Below are 18,735 nucleotides of genomic sequence, written 5' to 3' on the forward strand. Positions count from 1 at the left end.
TCCGTGCCGATGTCCACCGCCGGTTTCCGGCAGGCGGCCGATCCGGCGCCGGTCTCGCTGCGCGAGGCGATGGCCCAGTTCGCCACCGGGATCACCGTCGTGACCGCGCCCGGCGAGCGCTGTCACGGGATGACCGCCAACGCGTTCAGCTCGGTGTCACTCGACCCGCCGCTGGTGCTGTGCTGCATCAGCCGTACCGCGAGGATGCACGCCGCGATCATGTCGTCACGCACGTTCGCGGTGTCCATGCTCGGCGCCGATCAGGAACATCTGGCGCGGTACTTCGCCGACCGGAGCCGCCCGAACGGGGTGGCCCAGTTCGACGCGGTGGACTGGGTGCCGGGCCCGCGCACGGGTGCTCCGCTGCTGTCCGGTTCGCTCGCCTGGCTGGAATGCGAGCTGGCCGAGTCCTATGACGGCGGCGACCATTCCATCTTCCTCGGCCGGGTGCTCGATTCGCGCCGGATCCCCGACCAGAAGGCGCTGGTGTTCTACGCCGGCGCCTTCCATCGGGTGGCCTGACCCGTGAAACGGAGACGTTCGATGCTGGTAAGCGTGACCGGCGCGACCGGATTCCTCGGCTCCCACTCGGTGGCCGCGATCGCCAGGGCAGGCCATTCCCTGCGCCTGCTCGTCCGCGACGCGTCCACTGTGGACAGATCGTTGGCACCGCTCGGCGTCGACACGAGCACGATCGAGGTGCTCACCGGGGACGTGACCGACGAACGCCGGGTCGCCGCGCTGGTGCGCGGCGCCGACGCCGTGCTCCACGCGGCCGCCGTGTACTCCTTCGACAGCAGGCAACGACGCGTCATGTGGCGCACCAACGAAATCGGCACCGACGTGGTGCTCGGTGCCGCACGGCGCGCGGGGGTCGGCCGGATCGTGCACGTGTCCACGGTCGGGGCGATGCTGCCCGCCGCGGCGGGCACGCTGCGGGCGGATACGCCGGTCGGTACCGCACGCGAGCCCTATCTCGCGAGCAAGGCCGCCGCCGAGGAGATCGCGCGGCGTCACCAGAGGGAAGGAGCGCCCGTCGTGATCACCTATCCGTCCGCGCTCATCGGGCCACACGACCCGTATCTCGGCGACCAGAACGCCCGGCTGCGCAACGCTTTACGCGGTCTCATGCCGATCTGGCCCGCCGGCGGTTTCCCGGTGGGAGACGTCCGTGACACGGCGAGTCTGCACGCTCGCCTGATCGACGCCGACATCCTGTCGGGAAACCGGTTCTTCGGTCCCGGCACCTATCTGTCCACCCGGGACTACGTCCGGACCCTGCGCGAGGTGACCGACAGGGCGCTGCCCGCGCTCTTCCTCCCCGCCAAGGCGATGACACCGGTGGGCCGCCTGACGGGCGCGCTGCAACGCGTGTGGCCGTGGCACATCCCGGCCGAGTACGGCGCGATCTACCTGTGCGGCTGCGCGACCGGGGTGGCGCACGGGGAACCCACCGGGGGCGTGACCGCGCGGCCGGTGGCCGATTCCATGCGCGACACGGTGCGCTGGCTGCACGAACGGGGACTGCTCGCCGACCGGCAGTCCGGCCGGATCGCGAAGGCGGTGGCATGAGTACCGCGGAGTTCGACTTCATCCCCGTGCCCCACCACCGGCCGGATCCGCCGCGCCCGGTCAACGGGCACCGCCGCGCCCAACCCGCGCCCGCCCCGGCACCGCCGCCCGAACGGACGATGAGCCTGCTGCGCGAGCAGCGCGACGCGCTCCACGAGCGGGCGACGGCCGGCAACGCCAAGGGCGTGGACCGGCAGCACGCCCTCGGCAAACGCACCGCACGCGAGCGGCTCGACCTGCTGCTGGACCCCGGCTCCTTCACCGAGATCGAGCTCTACCGGCGTAACCACGCGAGCGGGTTCAGGATCGGCGAGAACCGGCCGCACACCGACGGCGTGATCGCGGGTTCGGGCACCATCGACGGCCGCCGGGTGTTCGTGTACGCCCAGGACTTCACGATCTTCGGCGGTTCGCTCGGCGCCGCGCACGCCGCGAAGATCCACAAGGTGATGGACCTCGCGCTGTCGACCGGCTCGCCGATCATCGGGATCAACGACAGCGGCGGCGCACGCATCCAGGAAGGGGTGCTGGCGCTCGACGGCTACGGCGGGATCTTCCGCAGGCATGTGGCCGCCTCGGGGATCGTCCCGCAGATCAACGTGGTGCTCGGGCCGTGTGCCGGCGGGGCGGCCTACTCCCCCGCGCTGGCCGACTTCACGTTCATGGTCCGCGACACCGCGAAGCTCTATCTCACCGGTCCGGACGTGGTCGAAGCGGTGACCGGTGAGCGGGTCAGCCATGACGAACTCGGCGGCGCCGACGTGCACGGAAAGCGCTCCGGCGTGGCCACCTTCGTCCACGACGACGAGGAGAGCTGCCTGGACGACGTGCGGTATCTGGTGTCGATGCTGCCCGCCAACAACCTCGACCTGCCACCCCGCGCCGGGCCGCGGGACGCGCGGCACGACAGCCGCCCGCGACTGGCCGAAATCGTGCCCGCCGAACCCAACAAGCCCTACGACATACGGTCGGTGATCACCGAACTGGTCGACGACGGCGAGTTCCTGGAACTGCACGAGGGCTGGGCGGCCAACATCGTCTGCGCGTTCGCCCGCATCGACGGTGAGGTCGTCGGACTGGTCGGCAACCAGCCGTTGGTGCTGGCCGGGGTACTGGACATCGAGGCCGCGCAAAAGGCCGCCCGGTTCGTGCGGTTCTGCGACGCGTTCGGGATCCCGCTCGTCACGCTCGTCGACGTCCCGGGCTTCCTGCCGGGCACCGAGCAGGAGTACGCCGGGGTGATCCGGCACGGCGCGAAGCTGCTTTACGCCTACTGCGAGGCCACCGTGCCGCGGATCCAGGTCATCCTGCGCAAGGCGTACGGCGGCGCGTACATCGTGATGGACTCGCGGTCCATCGGCACCGACCTGTCACTGGCGTGGCCCACCAACGAAATCGCGGTGATGGGCGCGGAAGGAGCGGTGAACGTCCTGTTCCGCAAGGAACTCGCCGACTCCGCCGACCCGGCGGCACTGCGCAAGACGTTGATGGACGAGTACCTCGACGAACTGGTCCACCCCTATTACGCGGCCGAGCGCGGCCTGGTGGACGACGTCATCGATCCGGCGCGAACCAGGGCAGCCGTGGCCTCGGGGCTGGCGATGCTGAAGGACAAGCAGCGCCAGCCCGCCCGGCGCAAACACGGAAACGTGCCGCTGTAACGAGGGCGCCGGTGTTCAGGAGCCCCGGTGTTCAGGAGCCACAGAGACAGCCGGTGGGCGAAGGCGCGGCGGCGGCATGCGACCCGTTCGGCACAGAGCCCGCCGCCGGGAACTCGGTGCGCATGCGTTCGCGCGATCCGGCAACGGATCGTGTCGCCTCCTCCTTGCTGTCGCCGGCGCCCACCATCAACCCCACCAGCTGCACCTCGAAACAATGATCGGCGTCCCACGGACTGAGCAGATAATCGCCGAGTTCGAGGGTCACCAGCCCATGGGTGGCGATCCACATCTGATGCGCCACCAGCCCGGCGTCGGCCGGGGCGAAACGACCGGCGGAAAGGCATCTGCCCACGCACTCGACAACGTTCGACAACGTGTACCTGCCGTGCTGCCGATCTTTTTCGGACAACGAGAAACCGGCGAGCGAGGCACCGCCGAACATCACCGCGTACAGATGCGGATTCGCCAAGGCCGTATACCGGTAGGCGCGACCGAGCAGCGCCATGTCGGCCACCGGATCAGCTGTCTTGCACACACTCGTCATATGTTGCTGAAGCCGGGCGAAGCCCTCGTGGACGATCTCACGGACAAGACCGCGCATGCCGCCGAAATGGGTGTAGACCCCCATTGTCGAACTTCCCGCCGCAGCGGCGACACGGCGCGTCGACAAGGCTCCCGGCCCCTCCTCGGCCAGGAGCCTGGCTCCGATTTCCAGCAACGCCCGCTTCGCCTTCGGGTCCGACTTGCGCGGGCTCATGAAACGGACCTGCCGAATATCGACATCTAGTACCCTTCGATGATCGCGGTGAACTGTTCGCAAGATCGTCGAGCGAGCGACGGGACGAACTCAACTGGCGCGTTCTTGGAGCGCGGCCGTACGCACGTCGAGCAGGGCGAGCAGCACCGGCGGATCCATCGCCCTGGCAGGCCGCAGGTCCAGGTCCACGTCGATCACCGGAACGTCCTGATGCACGACGAGCGGACCACGCGAACCGACGAACGGCCCGCCGTCCGGACCGATCGAACCGGTCACGGTCTCTTCGGCACCCGGCGCGACGGACTGGGCGAGCAGGTACCAGGTTCCTTCCGGCACGTTCTCGAGCACGAAATCGCCCGGCTCGGACAGCACACTGCAGCTGACCGGGTTGCCCTGCGGAATAGGGTCCCGGAACAGGCCGACGAAGGTCAGTCCACGTTCCCCCTCGCCGCATACCTGCATATCGCCACGAAGAGTCGACGACCGGCTCTCCAATTCCGAACCACGCCGCTGAGCCGGCACCGGCGCGTAACCGCGCAATTGCCGGTATGCGATGGGCGAAACCCCGACGCTCTCCTTGAATCGCGAACTGAAGGTGCCAGGGCTGTTGTAGCCGACCTGATAACTGATATCCGCGACGGTGAACGCGGTGGAAACGAGCAACCTCTTCGCTTCCTGGATCCGCATGGCGGACAGGAAACGCGCCGGCGAAACCCCGGTCACCCGTTGAAAGACTCTGGTAAAGTGGAATTTGCTGAACATGGCACTCCGCGCCATATCGTCCACTGTCAGGCGCTCGCCAAGATTCTCCTGCATCGAAACGATCACACGCTCGACCACGACTTGCTCTGAGAATTTGTCCATAGCCCCCAGCCCCTGACCCCCTACGTCATGGCAGTCAACATATCAGGCGATAAAGGGGGCGGCAATGCTCACAGTGGGCATATCACACTAAGTACTTAGCCAATAACACACTAACAAACTCCCGACCTCGAAGGGTCGACCATTCGGCGGCAAGACCGCCGCCGTTCGGCAGAGAGATTGCGCCGATCGAGTGACATTTTCGCGGGTGGTTACCGACAATGAATTCGGCCGTCGAGTTGAGCATAACCGAAGTAGTCCGCTTTAGCGCTCACCACTAGGATAGCGTACACCCCTTTGATCAACTCGGTAATATTCCGTTCACAAGCCGGTATTCGACGCACTTTTGGGCATTCGGCGGAACGGGCGGGCCAGCGCCGAGGAGCGGCCGGAGAACTTGCCGCCTCGGAAGGTTGCGACGCCGGCCGTGACCCTGCCCGTGCGGACAGGACGAAGCGAACCTTCGGGCAACTCTGCGCCGCAATGACGCCATGAAGCAACCCCATTCCGGTCCTCACGTCTTCCGGACAAAGATTCGAACAAGGACGTGAGAGGGGCGCCAAAATGGAATTCACGGCGAAGAAGACGATCAAATTGGCCATCGCGGGCGGAGCGATCGCCGCCACCGCACTTCTTTCCGCGTGCGGCGGGAACGATGTCGCGGGAAACGGTTCTCCGGTGCGGAACGCGGCCGTCGAACAGATGCCGGACGGCGGCGGGCAGGGAGCGGCCGCCGGCGGCTCCGGCGCCGTCGAGTCTTCCAACGGGGACGTCAACTGCAGCAAGCACGGCGGCCAGGTCGGCGCGCCCGGACGGCAGAAGATGGACCTGATCGCGGTGGCCGCCACCGACGGCACCATTCCGGGCTGCACCGAGGCGTTCACCGTGATCGCGGAGTACTACGAGAAGCTGCCGCGGGCCGAAGGCTCCGGCGAGCGGGTGCTCGACGTCCGGGGGAAGTGGACCTGCGCCCGCCAGGCGGACTCGGCCGGCGAGCAGGGCGCGGTGGTCTGCGGCGTGCCCAACAGTTCCCTGCAGCTGGAGACCAGGCCCTGACCAGGGGAGCGAGGACAGGCGGCCGCCTGTTTTCACACTCGGGCATCCACTAGGCTGAACTCAGATGTTCTCATCATCTGAGTTCAGCCTAGCGAACGGAACTGGTCCGCATGCGAGTACTCTTCGCCGGCCTTGCGTCTGTCGGCCACACCTACCCGCTGATCCCGCTCGCCATCGCCGCCAGGGACGCCGGGCACGAAGTGCATTTCGCCGCGGGCGAGCACGTCCATCCGCCGCTGCTCAGGAATGGGCTCCAGCCCTTTCGCCCGGCGGATTCGTTCTACGAGATCTACGCCGAGGACCTCGAACCGGAACTGGCCCGGCTACGGCCCGACCTCGTCGTGCACGAATGGGGATTGCCGGGAGCGGCGATCGCCGCGGAGCGCGCCGGGATCCCCGGGCTCTGGCACGGGTTCGGCCGCATGATCCCCGAGGGAATCGGGCTCCAGCAGCCAACGCGGGCCGGCGGCGCGCCCGACCGGCCACATCTCGACATCTGCCCGCCGTCCTTGCAGGACAAGGGTTTCCTCACGACGGCCGAGCGCGTCGAACTGCGCCCCGTGCCCTATTCCGAGCCGGCACCACGCGTCGAAAGGACCACGCGGCCGCTGATCTACCTGACGCTCGGCACCGCTTTCGGCACGCCGGAGATACTCACCACGGTCATCGAGGGTTTGGCCCCGCTCGGCGGGCAGATCGTGGTCGCCACCGGACGGGTCCGCCCGGAAGAACTCGGCACCGTGCCGGACAACGTCACGGTGCGGGCGTGGATATCGCAAGCGGAACTGTTGCCGCACGTCGACGCGGTCGTGCACCACGGCGGCAGCGGCACGACCCTCGGCGCGCTCGCCGTCGGCGTCCGGCAGCTGATCCTCCCCCAGGGAGCCGACCAGTTCGCCAACGCCGAAGCCCTGGTGGCCGCGGGCGCCGCGCTGAGCATCCAGCCCGGCGAACTCGGCACGGAAGCGATCACCCAACACGCCCGGAGCCTTCTGCCGCACCACGGAAACACCGGTCGCCGCGACGCGGCCAGGGCGATCGCCGGGGAAATCGCCCGGATGCCCTCCCCGGCGAGGTCGCCCGCGACCTGCCTCAGTGGGCCCGAACCTCGTGAAGTACATGAAGTACATGAAGGCCCCTTCCTGTACCTAGGCGCAAGGAAGGGGCCTTCATGTACTGGGAAACGTGTGAAGGCTCTATCGACCCGAAACAGGTGGGCGGGGCCTGTGGGTGGGCCGAAGGCTCCCTTCGCCGCGTCTGACGCGGCGAAAGGAGCCTTCAGCCCTGGTCAGGTGCGAGGGGCCTTACCCCTCAATAACCGTCCTTACCGGGCCTCAGAACCCGAAGAGCTCCTGCGGTACTTCGTGCTCGTCCGGCCAGGTCAGCCAGGCGACGTCGGTCGGGCCGATGGCGCAGTTGGCCACCCGCCAAGACCGCGCGTCGTCGTCGACGTTCGTTTCGCTCTTCTTCTTGAGCAGGGCGACGTAGACGTCGGACATGACGCCGTCGTCCCGCTTGTTCTCGTAGACGGTGCCGGCGTAGTACGGACGACCGGCTTCGGTGCCGCGCATCGTCCCCTGCAGGAACACCCAGGGGCCGAGCCGGTCGAGCTGTTCCACGGCCACCCGGACCCGATCGCCGAACTCCTGGTCGAGCCGGGCGGTGGCGGCCTCTAGTACCGCTTCCCGGACCGGGTCGCCGGGATTCAGCGACACCGGAACGGGTCGTGCGGACGGGGTGTACATCAAGCTACCTCCCACTGGCGGGACAGCGACGCGGCCGCATCAGCTTGCCCGGTGAAGCTCTGGCGTTGGTTCGGATCAGGTCGGCGGGGTGAGGATCTTCACGAGGCCGCCACCGCCGCCCATGCTGATCTTCTGCGAACCGTCGGGGTTGACGTTGTTCGAGCCGATGAACTGGCCATCACCCGCGTACAACACGACGTGCCCGCCGTTGTTCGAGATCACCACGTCGCCCGGTTTCGCTTCGGAGAGCGGCACCGACTTCCAGCCGTCGGCCTCGAGGTTGGCCGACAGACCGGCGACCGAGGCACTGGCCTGCCCCTTGTCGATCAGGCCCGCCGCCTCGAGACAGCCGGAAACGAAGTTCGCGCAGTTGACGTTGTTGGGCACCCACGACTGCATGGCGGGCAGTTCACCACTGCCCTTGAGGTCACCGGCGTTGCGGCCGAGGAACTGCTCGGCGATCTTCGCCGGGTTGTCGCCCCGCGCGTCGATCGGCTTGGCGGGCCTGCCGTCGCCCTGCACTCCGGCGACACCGCCACCGCCGCCTCCGCCACCACCGCCGCCGCCGTCCCCACCGCCGTAGCTGGGCGCACTGCCCACGTTGGAGTTGACCGGCTTCGCGTTGACGCTCGACGCCGTGGTCTGGCCGTCGTCGGCGGGGATGAGCTCGATGAAACCGCCTTCGATCTCGAGGCCGAGCGGCTTGAGGAGGTCGTCGATCTGCTTCTCGGCGTCGTCCAGCGCTTTCTCGATCTCGTCCTTCTTGCCGTTCGAGTCTTTTTCGTTGAGCTTCCGGAGGCGCTCGATGTCCGTCGCGGCGGCGGCGATGTCGTTGTCGTCTTTCGAGCTGTTCTTCCGGCGGCGGGCCGCGTCGATCAGCTTGCGGTTGTCCGAGTCCTTGTCATTGGCTTCCTGTGCGAGCTGTGCGACCTTCTTCTTGACCTCGTCCAGGATCTCGGAGACCCGCTGGAGGATGTTCTTGGCCGCCTCTGCCTTGTCGCTGACCTTGTAGCTGGCCTTGCCGAGCTTTTCGAGGTGCTCGGCGACGGCGTCGGCGTCCTTGCCCTCCCAGTTGCGCAGGACGTCGTCGCGGAAGACCTTGAGGTCGTCTCCGAGGTCGTTCGCCTTCGTGGCCGCCCCGCCGACCTTCCTCGCCTGGTCGTTGACCGCGCTCGAATTCAGCTTCTGCGCCTGCTGGGCATGCTTGTCGATGGCGTCCAACGACTTCGGGCGGTCATGCGACGGGTCGTCGAGCGTGCTCGGATTCCGCTCCGCGGTGGTCATCGGTAAATCCCCCTGCTTCCCGTCTCAGTCCGATCAATCCCGCTCGCGGGCGCCGCCGCGGAGGGTGTCGACACCCGCGGCTTCGTCGTTCCGCATCCGCTGGGCGGCGTTGGCCAACGCGTTCGACGCGGCGTCGACGAGCTTCGCGGCGGCCGCCAGCTCGGCGTTGACGCCGCGGTGGAACCCCTTCATGGTGGTCCCCGTGCTGGCCGCGTTCTTCAGGTCGCCGAACGCGCCTCCGGGATCGCCGTCGCCAAGGTCCTTGCCCGTGCCGCTGTAACCGTCCTTGAGCCCGCCGACCTTCTTGGCCAGCGCGGCGATCTGCTCTGGATCGAATCGGCGAGTCATGGATGATCCCTCCAGTCCGGCGCCTGCGCGCGTGCTTGCCTGACCCACACTGCTCTACCCGCGCACCTTATGAGTTCACACCCACCCGTGCGCGTCGTTTCCCGAAACGCGATGACGCCGTTCGTGTACATCGACGCATCCGCCCGCGCGGTGGTTCCCGGAAGATTTCCGCACCCGGTCCACCGCGTGTCGACGACGCCCTCGGCGGGAAGATCTTACCCTCTCGACCCCCTCGGATCACGGGACGGCGAGCCGGGTCCGGCTACGTTCCGCGACCGGGTTCCACCCGGCCGGGTCACCGGAACAACTCGTTTCCCGGATACGGGGACCTTTGCGAGGATGGGCCGCGATGACCACCGATCGGCGCACTCGCGCCCTGAATTCCCTGTACGGACTTGCCCTCGGCGACGCGCTGGGTTCCCAGTTCTTCGTCCCCGACAACCGCGACGCCTGGCAACGGCGGCAGCTGCCGCCAGGCCCCTGGCAATGGACCGATGACGCCGAAATGGCGTGTTCCGTTTTCGCCGTCCTGCGACAGGCCGGCCAAGTCGACCAAGACCGCTTGGCCGCGAGCTTCGCGACACACCACGATTTCGACCGCGGCTACGGGCCGTCCATGAACCGCTTGCTCCGGCTCGTCCGTGAGGGTGGCTCGTGGCGTGAGCTGGCCACCGATCTGTTCGACGGACAGGGTTCGTGGGGCAACGGAGCGGCCATGCGGGTCGCGCCGCTCGGTGCTTGGTTCGCCGGCGATCCCGACGAGGCCGGACGTCAGGCGGCGCTTTCGGCCGAGGTGACCCACACCCATCCGGACGGTGTGGCCGGCGCGATCGCGGTCGCGGTCGCCGCCTCGCTGGCCGCCGCACCCACCCCGCCGTCACCGGCGGATTTCCTCGACCAGGTCCTGCGACGGGTACCGCCCGGCCGGGTGCGCGACGGTGTCCTGGCCGCCAGGGAGCTGGCGCACGTGCCCTCGTCCGCGACCGCCGCCCACGAACTGGGCAACGGCAGCCACACCGGCGCCCACGACACGGTGCCGTTCACGCTGTGGGCCGCGGCCCGCCACCTCGACGACTACGAGCAGGCCTTCTGGGCCACGGCGAGCGCCGGTGGCGACGTCGACACCACCTGCGCCATCGTCGGGGGCATCGTCGCCGCGCGCGTCGGCGTCGAGGGCCTGCCGTCGTCCTGGCGAGCCGCTTGCGAACCGCTCCCGGAATGGGCCGGCGCGGAGTCCTAGACCAGGCCGAGCTCGCGTGCCCGGACACCCGCCTGGAAGCGGGATTCGGCACCCAGCGCGGACATCAGCTCGGCGACCCGGCGCCGGTAGGTCCGCACGCCGAGGCCGAGGGTCCGGGCGGCGGCTTCGTCCTTGACGCCACCGCCGAGCAGGTCCAGCACCGCGGGCGCGAGCCGCCGGATCTCGGCGACCTGCGCGTCGTAGACGGCGAGATCGGTCGCCGATCGCCAGGCCGTTTCGAACAGCGACATCACGCCCTGCACGGTTTCGGGCTGGGTGATGACGCTGTAGCCGCGTTGCCCGGCGGTGAGGTCACCGGCCAGGATCACGACCCTGCCGTCCAGGATGATCGTCTCGTTGACGTCCTCGGTGGAGATGCGGATCCGCGCGCCGAACCGCTCGCTGACCCGCGCCAGCTCCCGCGCGGACGCCGAGTCGAGCAGCAGACCGGCCCGGTAGATCTTGCGGATCCGTACGTCGCCGGACCGGCGCTCGGCGGCCGCGGTGAGCTCGTCCGACCGGCGATCGGCCACCCAGGTCGCGAGGTCGTTGGCAGCGCACGCCAGGTCGGTCACGGTCGAGAACAGGTGCCCGACCCGGCGGAACAGCTCTTCTTCGCCGCGCACGACCGTGACCGAATCGCCCGCCCTCGTGAGGCCGTCACCCGTCCGCATGCCATCGATACTGCCCCAACCGCGCGACCCGCTGGCAGGTTGTTGCCATTTCCTGACTACCGGCGGGCCCGTCGCGACGCTGATGGGTATGACGAACCTTGACGAAAACGCGGGCACCTGGCGGCTCGGCGACCTCACCGTGCACCGCGTCGGCCTCGGCGCGATGCGGTTGACCGGGATGCCGTGGGACGAGAAGCCCAAGAGCCGCGAAGACGCGATCACCGTCCTGCGCCGCGCGATCGAACTCGGTGTCGACCACATCGACACCGCTTCGTTCTACTTCACTGCCCAGCGGTCGGCGAACGAGTTGATCAGCACCGCGCTCCAGCCCTATCCCGAAGACCTCGTGATCACCACGAAGGTCGGTGCGGGCCGCTCTCGCGACGGCGAGTTCTCGTTCGCGCGGCCGGATCAGCTCCGCGGCCAGGTCGAGGAGAACATCCGGCAGCTCGGTCTCGACCACCTCGACGTCGTCAACCTGCGCTGGGGCTCCGGGATGGGCAAGGAGCCCGGATCGGTGGCCGAACACTTCGGCGCGCTGGCCGACCTGCGCGAGGCGGGGCTGATCCGCCACCTCGGCGTGTCCAACATCGTGGCGGACCAGCTGACCGAAGCGAGGACGATCGCACCGGTGGTCTGCGTGCAGAACCGCTACGGCCTGGCCGACCGCGAGGACGACGCCTTGGTCGACCTGTGCGCGGAGCACGGCATCGCGTTCGTGCCGTTCTTCGCCGTCACGACGTCGGTTCCCGGCGCTCCCACGCCCGGCGCCGTTCCGGGCGAGGCCGAGGTCGCGAAGGTCGCGGCGGCACACGACGCGACGCCGGCGCAGATCCGGCTCGCCTGGACCCTGCACCGCGGCGAGCACGTCCTCGCCATCCCGGGCACCGGCGATCCCCGGCATCTGGAGGAGAACGTCGCGGCGGGCGGCATCCGGTTGAGCGACGACGAACTGGCGCTGCTCGACACGGTCGGCCGCGGCGGGCGAGAGTGAGCGGTCGGTCCAGGTGGTCGTGAGTGGCGATTCGGGTTCTGGCGAGCCTTCTCTTTAGGTACCTGCTAGGTGACCTGCGGCGATTCTTGCGTGATGCCAGGTTGAGGTACATGAAGGACCCCTTCCTGTACCTAGGCGCAAGGATGGGGTCCTTCATGTACTGAGGAAGGCGTGAAGGTCACCGACCCGCGATCCCGACCACTCACGAGACGCGAGGACGAGCGGCGGCTGCTTCAGCGCTTCCGATGGGCCCGGCGTCGAGCCCTTCACGACATCCCCGCGACCGCGCTGGAGTCCTTCAAGTACTCAGGGAGGGCCTTCACGCGCAACCGTTGTGACTGCTGGTGCTTGTGGGGCGAACGTGACGGTCACCGAGTCCGTGAAGGCCTGGGGATCAACCGCAGCCGGAACCCACATACGTACCTAAGACACCCTGGGCTCCAACCCGAATCGCCACTCACGACCCGCTGTACCGAAGCATCACCGGCGGATGCGGTGGTCCACGGCGACCCAGTTCGTTTCCCAGGTCGTCCCGCCGTCGGCCGAGAACGCCTGCTCGAATCTCGCCACGTCCGGACCTTGCCGGATGACGAGGAAGCGCACCTTGATCGGCCGGTCGCCGAGCCGGTCGTCGCCGTGGAACTCGCCGACACCGTCGCGGAAGCCACCGGAGACCGCCGGGGTGAGCAGGCCGTCGCGCATGTTGACGAAGGTCAGGCTCCACCGCTGCGCCTGGGGTTCGTACAGCCGCAGGTTGAGCGCGTCGATGCGGCCGTTCGGCCCCGAGACCGCGAACTCGAGGACGTTCGCCCGCCGGTCCATGAGCGGGCGCACGGTGCTGGTGCCGTCGAACTGGAGCCACTGGTCCGCGGAGCCGGAAAGCGGTTCGGCGAGCACCCGCACCGTGGACCGCCAGGTCCCGATTTCCCAGTCGAACGCTCGCTGCGCATCGGGGGCCGAAGCGACCGAGGCCGCGGGAGAGACCGCGGTCGCGATCAGGAGGAGAGCCGAAAGGCCCACTGTCAGGATTCGTTTGTATGGCACGGTCATGGTCCGACTATCCGAGCGGAGGACGGCCATGAACAAGAAGGCACCTGCGGGTAACCTTTCGCGCCCCAACCCTCTGCCCGGCTGTCCGATGGCCGCGGCGTTCGCCGCGATCGGCGGGAAATGGAAGCTGACCCTGCTGTACTGGCTCGCCCACGGCGAGTCCCATTTCGCCGGTCTTCGCCGCCGGGGCGCCCCGATCACGCCCAAGGTGCTGGCCGAGCAGTTGCGCGAACTCGAGGCCGACGGACTCGTCGAACGCGTGGTCACCGGGCCGGTCCCGGCGCGCGTCATCTACCGGCTCACGCCCTACGGGGCCACGGTCCTGCCCGTGGTCGAGGAGGTCCGGGTCTGGGGCGAGGCGCATCTCCGGCACACCCGCGGCGACGCCGCGCCGAACACGGCGATGGGGTGCGCCGAGGCGATCAGGTAGTCACTTCGCACCGGCCCGGCGGGCGGCGGTCGCGGTGGCGAGGGCCTGGAAGACCTCCTGGGTGGCGGCGAGGTCGATGCAGGCGTCCGTGATGGACTGGCCGTAGGTGAGCGGCCGGTCGGGGTGCAGGTCCTGGCGGCCGGCCTGCAGATTGGATTCGAGCATGACCCCGACGATGCCGCGCTGGCCGTTCTTGATCTGTTCGGCGATCTGGTCGGCGACGACGGCCTGCCGGAGATGGTCCTTGCGGCTGTTGTCGTGGCTGGCGTCGATCACCACACGGCGCGGCAGGCCCGCGTTCTGCAGGGCGGTGAGCGTCGCGCGGACGGACGCGGGATTGTGGTTCGGCTCGCTGTTGCCGCCGCGCAGGACGACGTGACAGTCCGGGTTGCCGACGGTGTGCAGGATGGCGGGCAGCCCGCTGGGGTCGACACCGGGGACGACGTGGCGCGCCTCGGCGGCACGGATCGCGTCGACCGCGACGGTGACATCGCCGTCGCGGCGGTTCTTGAAGCCGACCGGCATGGACAGGCCGCTGGCCAGCATGCGGTGGTTCTGGCTTTCCACCGTGCGGGCGCCGATCGCGCCCCACGAAACGGTGTCGGCGAGATAGGCCGGGATGGTGGTGTCCAGCCACTCGCACGCGGCGGGCAGGCCGCCCTCGGCGAGTTCGAGGAGCAGATCCCTCGCGATGCGCAGGCCGCGGTTGACGTCGCCGGTGCCGTCGAGGTGCGGGTCGTTGATGAGCCCTTTCCAGCCGCCGACCGTGCGGGGCTTTTCGAAGTACACGCGCATCACGATGAGGAGGTCGTTGACGAAGCGGCCGGCGAGGGCGGCGAGGCGGTCGGCGTATTCGAGGGCCGCGGCGGGATCGTGGATGGAACACGGCCCGGCGATCACGAGCAGCCTGTCGTCCGTGCCGTCGAGGACACGGAGGACGTTTTCCCTGCCTTGCCGCACCGTGTCGGCCGCGGTGGGGCTGAGCGGCAGTTCGTGGTGCAGCAAGGCGGGGGTGACCAAGGGGACCATGCGGTCGATGCGCTGGTTGTCGAGTTCGACCGCGGCGATGGTTGTCATCACAGATGTCCAGGATTTCTGCCGTCACCGGGCGGGCGGGAAAGCCGGGATTTCCCGGCCCGGTCGGCGGTCTCGGGTGATTGGAAAGGCAAACCCGGCATTATTCGAGCGAGAATTCTCCTACCCGGAATATTCCACCATCCGCCACTCGGAACAATGGTCCAACCCGATTCAGCGACCGGTCCAGATCGGCTCCCGTTTTTCGGCGAAGGCACGGGCTCCTTCGCTCGCGTCGGCGCTGCGCCGTCGGCGTTCTTCCCACTGATAAGAGGTTTTGAACGCCTCTTCGAGCGGGAGGTCGAGCGAGCGCAGCGCGGCCTCCTTGATCGCGCGGACCGAAAGTGGAGCGGCGCGCACGAGGCTGTCCGTCCATTCCGCGACGCACCGATCCAGTTCGGCGAACGGTACGACTTCGTTCACCAGCCCGTGGCGAAGCGCCGTCGCCGCGTCCATTCTGCGGCCGGTCAGCAGATAGCCCATCGCCACCTTGTGCGGAAGCTGGCGCGGCAACCGGAACACGCCGCCCGCGCCGGCGATCAGGCCGAGACGGACCTCCGGCAACGCGAAGACCGCGTCCTCGGAGGCGACGACGATGTCGCAGGCGAGCACCAGTTCGAAACCGCCGCCCAGCGCGTAGCCGTGCACCCTGGCGACCACCGGTTTGGACAGCGTGAACCGGTCGGTCAGCCGGGGATGCCCCGGCTGACCACCACTGCCGAACGTCGATGCCTCGACGCCTTCCTCGGTCAGCCGCGCGCGTTCCTTGAGGTCCTGGCCGACGGAGAAGGCGCGCTCTCCCGCGCCGGTCAGGACCACGGCCCTGATGTCGTCGTCGGCTTCGACGTCGTCCCAGATCCCGGCGAGTTCCGTGTGCATCCGCCGGTCCATCGCGTTCAGCACTTCGGGCCGGTCCATCGTCACGTAGGCGACGTGGTCCTTTTTCTCGTACCGCACCCCGGTCTCACTCATCGCGAGCCCACCGCGAAACCGTCCACCTTGCCGATCACGTCCGCGCCGTAGATGCGCAAAGCCTGCTGCAGCGCGAATTCGGCCAGGTACCGGCGGAATTCCTCCGGCGGTTCCTCGGCGAGGTTCAGCATGCGCCGGTTGGCCACCACGGCTTCCCTGTCGAGCCGCGCCAGCGCGTGGTCGATCGCCTCGTCCATCTCCTCCGGCGGGACGACCTCGTCCACAATGGACTTGGCGTCGGGTTCGCCTGCCTGAAGCCGCCGTCCGCCGAGGATCACCTGCCGGGCCACCCTCGGCCCGGCGATGCGGGAAAGCCGGAAGTTCGACGCGCCGGGGATGATCCCCTCCTTCGCCGCGGGTAGGCTGAGATACGCGTCGGACGCCGCCAGCACGTGGTCGAAGACCAGGAGGAGCTGCGTCCCGCCGCCGATGGCGAACGAATCGACGGCCGCCATCCACGGCTTGTCGGTCAACCGCGACCGCCACGAGTCGTCCGTGAGCAACCCGCGGAAGATCTTCTGGAGATAGCCCATTTCCCGCCGCAGAAGGAAATCGACGAGCGGGATGTCTCCGGAGCTGAGCTTCTTGAGGTTGATCCCCGCGCAGAACACCCGGCGCCCCACGTACCGCGGATGACTCATCACCCCGCCCCGCAACAATCCCACCCGGACGGACGGGTCGAGCAGCACCAGGTCGACCGCGGTCTCCATGTCGTCGACCTGCTGGGCGTCCTCGGCGTTCAGGCAGTCGTCACGGCACAGGGTCAGGTACGCGACGCCGTCGCGTCGTTCCAGCCGGACGGCCTCCAGCTGAAGGACACCGGTCTCGGCGAACTCGGGCAGCAGCCGCAGCGCCCTGGTGGTGGGCCGCAGCATGGCGTCGAGCAGATGCGGACCGGCCTTCGGCGCGCGCAGGATCCCGCGAAGGAAGATGCCCTGGTCGATCTCGCGCCCCAGCTTCTCCGCCTGCGGACGCGACCGCTCGGCCGCCATCTGCTCTTCCGACGGCACCAGACCGGGAAAGGCGAGGGCCGCGGCCCGGACGAGTTCGTCGATGCGCAGGTACCGCGTCCGGCCGCCGGTGAGTTCGTCGTAGATCTCTTCGGCGTGCGCCTCGACTAAGGCCGTGCGCCGGGCACGGACGTCGTCGTCGACCCGGTGGGCCTCGCCCGCCAGGGCCCGGAGATCGAGCCCTGGCGAATCCGTCGTCACGACTTGGCTTCCCGCCGCAAGGCCCGGTCGGCCGCCGCCAGGTGGGAACCGAGCGCCTCCTCGAAGGTGGTCGAGCCCGCTTCGAAGATCAGCTGACGGCGGATCGCCGTTTCGGGTCCGTCCGTGAACCGGGCCAGCTCGGCCAGCGTCTTCGCGGGGTCGTCGGACACCTCGTCGATCAGGTCGAGGGCGAGCGCGCGATCCGCCTCGATCGGGGTGCCGACCAGCACGGCCCGCCGGATGGCGGCCGCACCGGCCTGCTGGGTGAGCCGGTAGACGCTCATCCCCGGCCAGGCGCCGCCGCCCGCCCAGGCGAGCCGCAACCGGGTCCCCGGCTCGGCGATCCGGATGTCGGCGGCGAGCAGCAGATCCAGTGCCATTCCGGCACATTCGCCCGACGCCACCGCGACCGTGAGCCTGCCGAGCCGCTCGAACCGGCGCACCGCCCGCTCCCATTTGGAGACAAGGCCGACCGCCAGTCCCTTCGCCCAGTCGGCGGGCGGGGCGCCCGTGACGTGGATGGCGACCGGTCCCGGTTCACGCTGGTCCTCGGCACGGTCGCAGAGGCCGTCGATCTCCTCGACCGCCGCGGCGGACAGCGGCCGGGAACCGTCGAAGCGCAGCACCGGTTCGCCCTTGATTTCGTTACGCGTCACCATTGAATAAGCGCCATTTCGATTGTGGAGCCAGGCCCCATGGTCATGAGCACGCCGTAGTCCCCCGGGCGGGCGACGTCTTCGTCGGCGAGCCGCTCGAAGGAGAAGAGGAAGGAGCCGCTGGAAAGGTTCCCGTAGTCGCGGAGCACACCGGTGGTGTGGCGGACGTCGTGCCGGCTCAGGCCGAGGTTGACGACGACGGCGTCGATCACCTTCTTCCCGCCCGAGTGCACCAGCCAGTGGCCGATGTCGCTGCGGCGCAGGCCCGTCCCGGACAGCAGCCGGTCGATGACGATTTCGGCGTGCGCGCCGACCACGTAAGGAATCTGCGGGTCGAGGAAGAAACTGAACCGGTCCTGGTCACGGTCCCAGTCGTAGCGCATCGCGTCGACGGCGTCGGTGATGATGTAGCTGGCGAATTTCAGGACGCGCGGACCCGGCACGCGTCCGTCGCCGGAAATGAGGGCGAGGGCCGCGGATCCGTCGCCGAAAAGGCTGTTGACCACGGCGGTCCGCATGGTGCCGTCGAGGGCGTAGGCGGCGGAACACGCCTCACTGCACAGGACGACGCCGAGTTCGCCCGGATGAGCCGCGGACCAGCCCGAAACCACGTTGAGCGCGTTCAGTCCGGCGTTGCAGCCCATGCCCACGATGTCCGACCGGCTGCAATGCGGGTCGATGCCCAGCTCTCGGATGATCAACGCGCTCAGCCCGGGGGTCAGGAAACCGGTCGAGGTGACACAGCACAGGTGACGCAGGTCCGAAAGCGTCGCTCCGGCCGACTTCAGGCAGGCTTCCAGCGCCCGGCAGCCCATGTCGACGGCGATCTTCTTGTGCTTGTCGAGAAGGTCACCCTGCGGTTCCGCCGCGCGGGCGCCGCCGGGGCCCTCCGACGGCAAGGTGAGGAAACGCCGGTCGATGGCGCTGTTGAGGAAGATCGAGCGGATCTTCGGATCCTCGATGTCGAGGATTTCGAGAAGTTCGGATTGCGAGTAGGACGACGCGGAAACCGCCGTCCCCACCCCGGCGAACCGGGTGATCTCGGTGAGTCCGGTGAGGACGGAGAGATCCTCGGCCGGTTCGGTGATGGCAGTCATCGGTACATCCACCCCCATGTTCTGAGTTTGCTACGAAGCAGCTGCTTGAACCG

General features: G+C 68.5%; 19 protein-coding genes and 2 pseudogenes. 8 read left to right on the forward strand and 13 right to left on the reverse strand.

Annotated features, from left to right (window positions below):
- Positions 1 to 9 precede the first annotated feature (9 nt).
- From ACLJO0_RS32595 to ACLJO0_RS32605, 3 genes are read left to right on the forward strand one after another with little or no spacing between them, the layout of a single operon-like run.
- Complete coding sequence (locus ACLJO0_RS32595; RefSeq protein WP_410583126.1) at positions 10 to 522, forward strand: flavin reductase family protein; 513 nt, start codon at positions 10 to 12, stop codon at positions 520 to 522.
- 21 nt (positions 523 to 543) lie between these two features.
- Positions 544 to 1,572, forward strand: a complete 1,029-nt coding sequence (locus tag ACLJO0_RS32600; protein ID WP_410582787.1) for an NAD-dependent epimerase/dehydratase family protein — start codon at positions 544 to 546, stop codon at positions 1,570 to 1,572.
- Entirely contained in the window at positions 1,569 to 3,233 is a 1,665-nt protein-coding gene (locus ACLJO0_RS32605; RefSeq protein ID WP_410582788.1) for an acyl-CoA carboxylase subunit beta, read from the forward strand. Before ACLJO0_RS32600 ends, ACLJO0_RS32605 begins: the two co-directional genes overlap by 4 nt.
- Before the next feature lie 31 nt (positions 3,234 to 3,264).
- Here the strand turns inward: ACLJO0_RS32605 and ACLJO0_RS32610 are convergent, their stop codons facing one another.
- Complete coding sequence (locus tag ACLJO0_RS32610; RefSeq protein ID WP_410583127.1) at positions 3,265 to 3,990, reverse strand: TetR/AcrR family transcriptional regulator; 726 nt, start codon at positions 3,988 to 3,990, stop codon at positions 3,265 to 3,267.
- A 90-nt stretch (positions 3,991 to 4,080) separates the two neighbouring features.
- On the reverse strand, positions 4,081 to 4,854 hold the full coding sequence (locus tag ACLJO0_RS32615) for an AraC family transcriptional regulator (protein ID WP_410582790.1): 774 nt from the start codon (positions 4,852 to 4,854) through the stop codon (positions 4,081 to 4,083).
- 561 nt (positions 4,855 to 5,415) lie between these two features.
- Between ACLJO0_RS32615 and ACLJO0_RS32620 the strand changes: the two are divergent.
- Positions 5,416 to 5,904 (forward strand): annotated as a pseudogene (locus ACLJO0_RS32620) (hypothetical protein); the annotation flags it as partial.
- Positions 5,905 to 5,990: 86 nt separating this feature from the next.
- On the opposite strand, the gene ACLJO0_RS32625 reads toward ACLJO0_RS32620, so the two are convergent.
- Positions 5,991 to 6,137 (reverse strand): hypothetical protein, encoded by a 147-nt coding sequence (locus ACLJO0_RS32625; protein ID WP_410583134.1) that lies wholly within the window; start codon positions 6,135 to 6,137, stop codon positions 5,991 to 5,993.
- Here ACLJO0_RS32625 and ACLJO0_RS32630 point away from each other — a divergent pair.
- Positions 6,069 to 7,021: pseudogene (locus tag ACLJO0_RS32630) on the forward strand (glycosyltransferase). The gene ACLJO0_RS32625 and the pseudogene ACLJO0_RS32630 overlap by 69 nt on opposite strands.
- Before the next feature lie 220 nt (positions 7,022 to 7,241).
- On the opposite strand, the gene ACLJO0_RS32635 reads toward ACLJO0_RS32630, so the two are convergent.
- The 3 genes from ACLJO0_RS32635 to ACLJO0_RS32645 all read right to left on the reverse strand — a co-directional run bounded on the left by ACLJO0_RS32635 (position 7,242) and on the right by ACLJO0_RS32645 (position 9,284).
- Positions 7,242 to 7,652, reverse strand: coding sequence for a hypothetical protein (locus ACLJO0_RS32635; RefSeq protein ID WP_125796178.1), 411 nt, complete (start codon positions 7,650 to 7,652; stop codon positions 7,242 to 7,244).
- Between the two features lie 75 nt (positions 7,653 to 7,727).
- Complete coding sequence (locus ACLJO0_RS32640; RefSeq protein WP_396555412.1) at positions 7,728 to 8,936, reverse strand: peptidoglycan-binding protein; 1,209 nt, start codon at positions 8,934 to 8,936, stop codon at positions 7,728 to 7,730.
- A 33-nt stretch (positions 8,937 to 8,969) separates the two neighbouring features.
- Complete coding sequence (locus ACLJO0_RS32645; protein WP_125796180.1) at positions 8,970 to 9,284, reverse strand: hypothetical protein; 315 nt, start codon at positions 9,282 to 9,284, stop codon at positions 8,970 to 8,972.
- A 349-nt stretch (positions 9,285 to 9,633) separates the two neighbouring features.
- On the opposite strand from ACLJO0_RS32645, the gene ACLJO0_RS32650 reads away from it, so the two are divergent.
- Positions 9,634 to 10,524 carry an ADP-ribosylglycohydrolase family protein gene (locus ACLJO0_RS32650; RefSeq protein ID WP_410582791.1) on the forward strand — a complete coding sequence of 297 codons (891 nt, stop codon included), beginning with the start codon at positions 9,634 to 9,636 and terminating at the stop codon, positions 10,522 to 10,524.
- On the opposite strand, the gene ACLJO0_RS32655 is transcribed toward ACLJO0_RS32650, so the two are convergent.
- Positions 10,521 to 11,198, reverse strand: a complete 678-nt coding sequence (locus ACLJO0_RS32655) for a DNA-binding response regulator (RefSeq protein ID WP_410582793.1) — start codon at positions 11,196 to 11,198, stop codon at positions 10,521 to 10,523. The two genes, ACLJO0_RS32650 and ACLJO0_RS32655, sit on opposite strands and share 4 nt — an antisense overlap.
- Positions 11,199 to 11,286: 88 nt before the next feature.
- Between ACLJO0_RS32655 and ACLJO0_RS32660 the strand changes: the two genes are divergently transcribed.
- Complete coding sequence (locus ACLJO0_RS32660) at positions 11,287 to 12,192, forward strand: oxidoreductase (RefSeq protein WP_410582794.1); 906 nt, start codon at positions 11,287 to 11,289, stop codon at positions 12,190 to 12,192.
- A gap of 480 nt (positions 12,193 to 12,672) precedes the next feature.
- Here ACLJO0_RS32660 and ACLJO0_RS32665 read toward each other — a convergent pair whose 3' ends face one another.
- Positions 12,673 to 13,242, reverse strand: coding sequence for a hypothetical protein (locus ACLJO0_RS32665; protein ID WP_410582795.1), 570 nt, complete (start codon positions 13,240 to 13,242; stop codon positions 12,673 to 12,675).
- A gap of 28 nt (positions 13,243 to 13,270) precedes the next feature.
- Here ACLJO0_RS32665 and ACLJO0_RS32670 point away from each other — a divergent pair, with 28 nt between their 5' ends.
- Positions 13,271 to 13,672, forward strand: coding sequence for a winged helix-turn-helix transcriptional regulator (locus ACLJO0_RS32670; protein ID WP_410582796.1), 402 nt, complete (start codon positions 13,271 to 13,273; stop codon positions 13,670 to 13,672).
- Here the strand turns inward: ACLJO0_RS32670 and ACLJO0_RS32675 are convergent, their stop codons facing one another.
- The 5 genes from ACLJO0_RS32675 to dpgA form a co-directional block, all read right to left on the reverse strand.
- On the reverse strand, positions 13,673 to 14,749 hold the full coding sequence (locus ACLJO0_RS32675) for a 3-deoxy-7-phosphoheptulonate synthase (RefSeq protein ID WP_410582797.1): 1,077 nt from the start codon (positions 14,747 to 14,749) through the stop codon (positions 13,673 to 13,675).
- 171 nt (positions 14,750 to 14,920) lie between these two features.
- Positions 14,921 to 15,718 (reverse strand): enoyl-CoA-hydratase DpgD, encoded by a 798-nt coding sequence (gene dpgD / locus ACLJO0_RS32680; RefSeq protein WP_410582799.1) that lies wholly within the window; start codon positions 15,716 to 15,718, stop codon positions 14,921 to 14,923.
- A complete protein-coding gene (dpgC, locus tag ACLJO0_RS32685; RefSeq protein ID WP_410582800.1) occupies positions 15,715 to 16,929 on the reverse strand; it encodes a (3,5-dihydroxyphenyl)acetyl-CoA 1,2-dioxygenase DpgC in 1,215 nt (404 codons plus the stop codon). Before dpgC ends, dpgD begins: the two co-directional genes overlap by 4 nt.
- On the reverse strand, positions 16,926 to 17,588 hold the full coding sequence (dpgB, locus tag ACLJO0_RS32690; RefSeq protein WP_410582802.1) for an enoyl-CoA-hydratase DpgB: 663 nt from the start codon (positions 17,586 to 17,588) through the stop codon (positions 16,926 to 16,928). The genes dpgC and dpgB overlap by 4 nt, the downstream gene beginning before the upstream one ends.
- Positions 17,582 to 18,682: a 3,5-dihydroxyphenylacetyl-CoA synthase DpgA gene (dpgA, locus tag ACLJO0_RS32695; RefSeq protein ID WP_410582804.1), complete on the reverse strand. Its 1,101-nt coding sequence runs from the start codon at positions 18,680 to 18,682 to the stop codon at positions 17,582 to 17,584. The genes dpgB and dpgA overlap by 7 nt, the downstream gene beginning before the upstream one ends.
- Positions 18,683 to 18,735 lie beyond the last annotated feature (53 nt).

Origin of the sequence: Amycolatopsis sp. lyj-108 (genome assembly GCF_046549005.1) — a bacterium.
In the GTDB taxonomy this organism is placed as follows: Bacteria; Actinomycetota; Actinomycetes; order Mycobacteriales; family Pseudonocardiaceae; genus Amycolatopsis.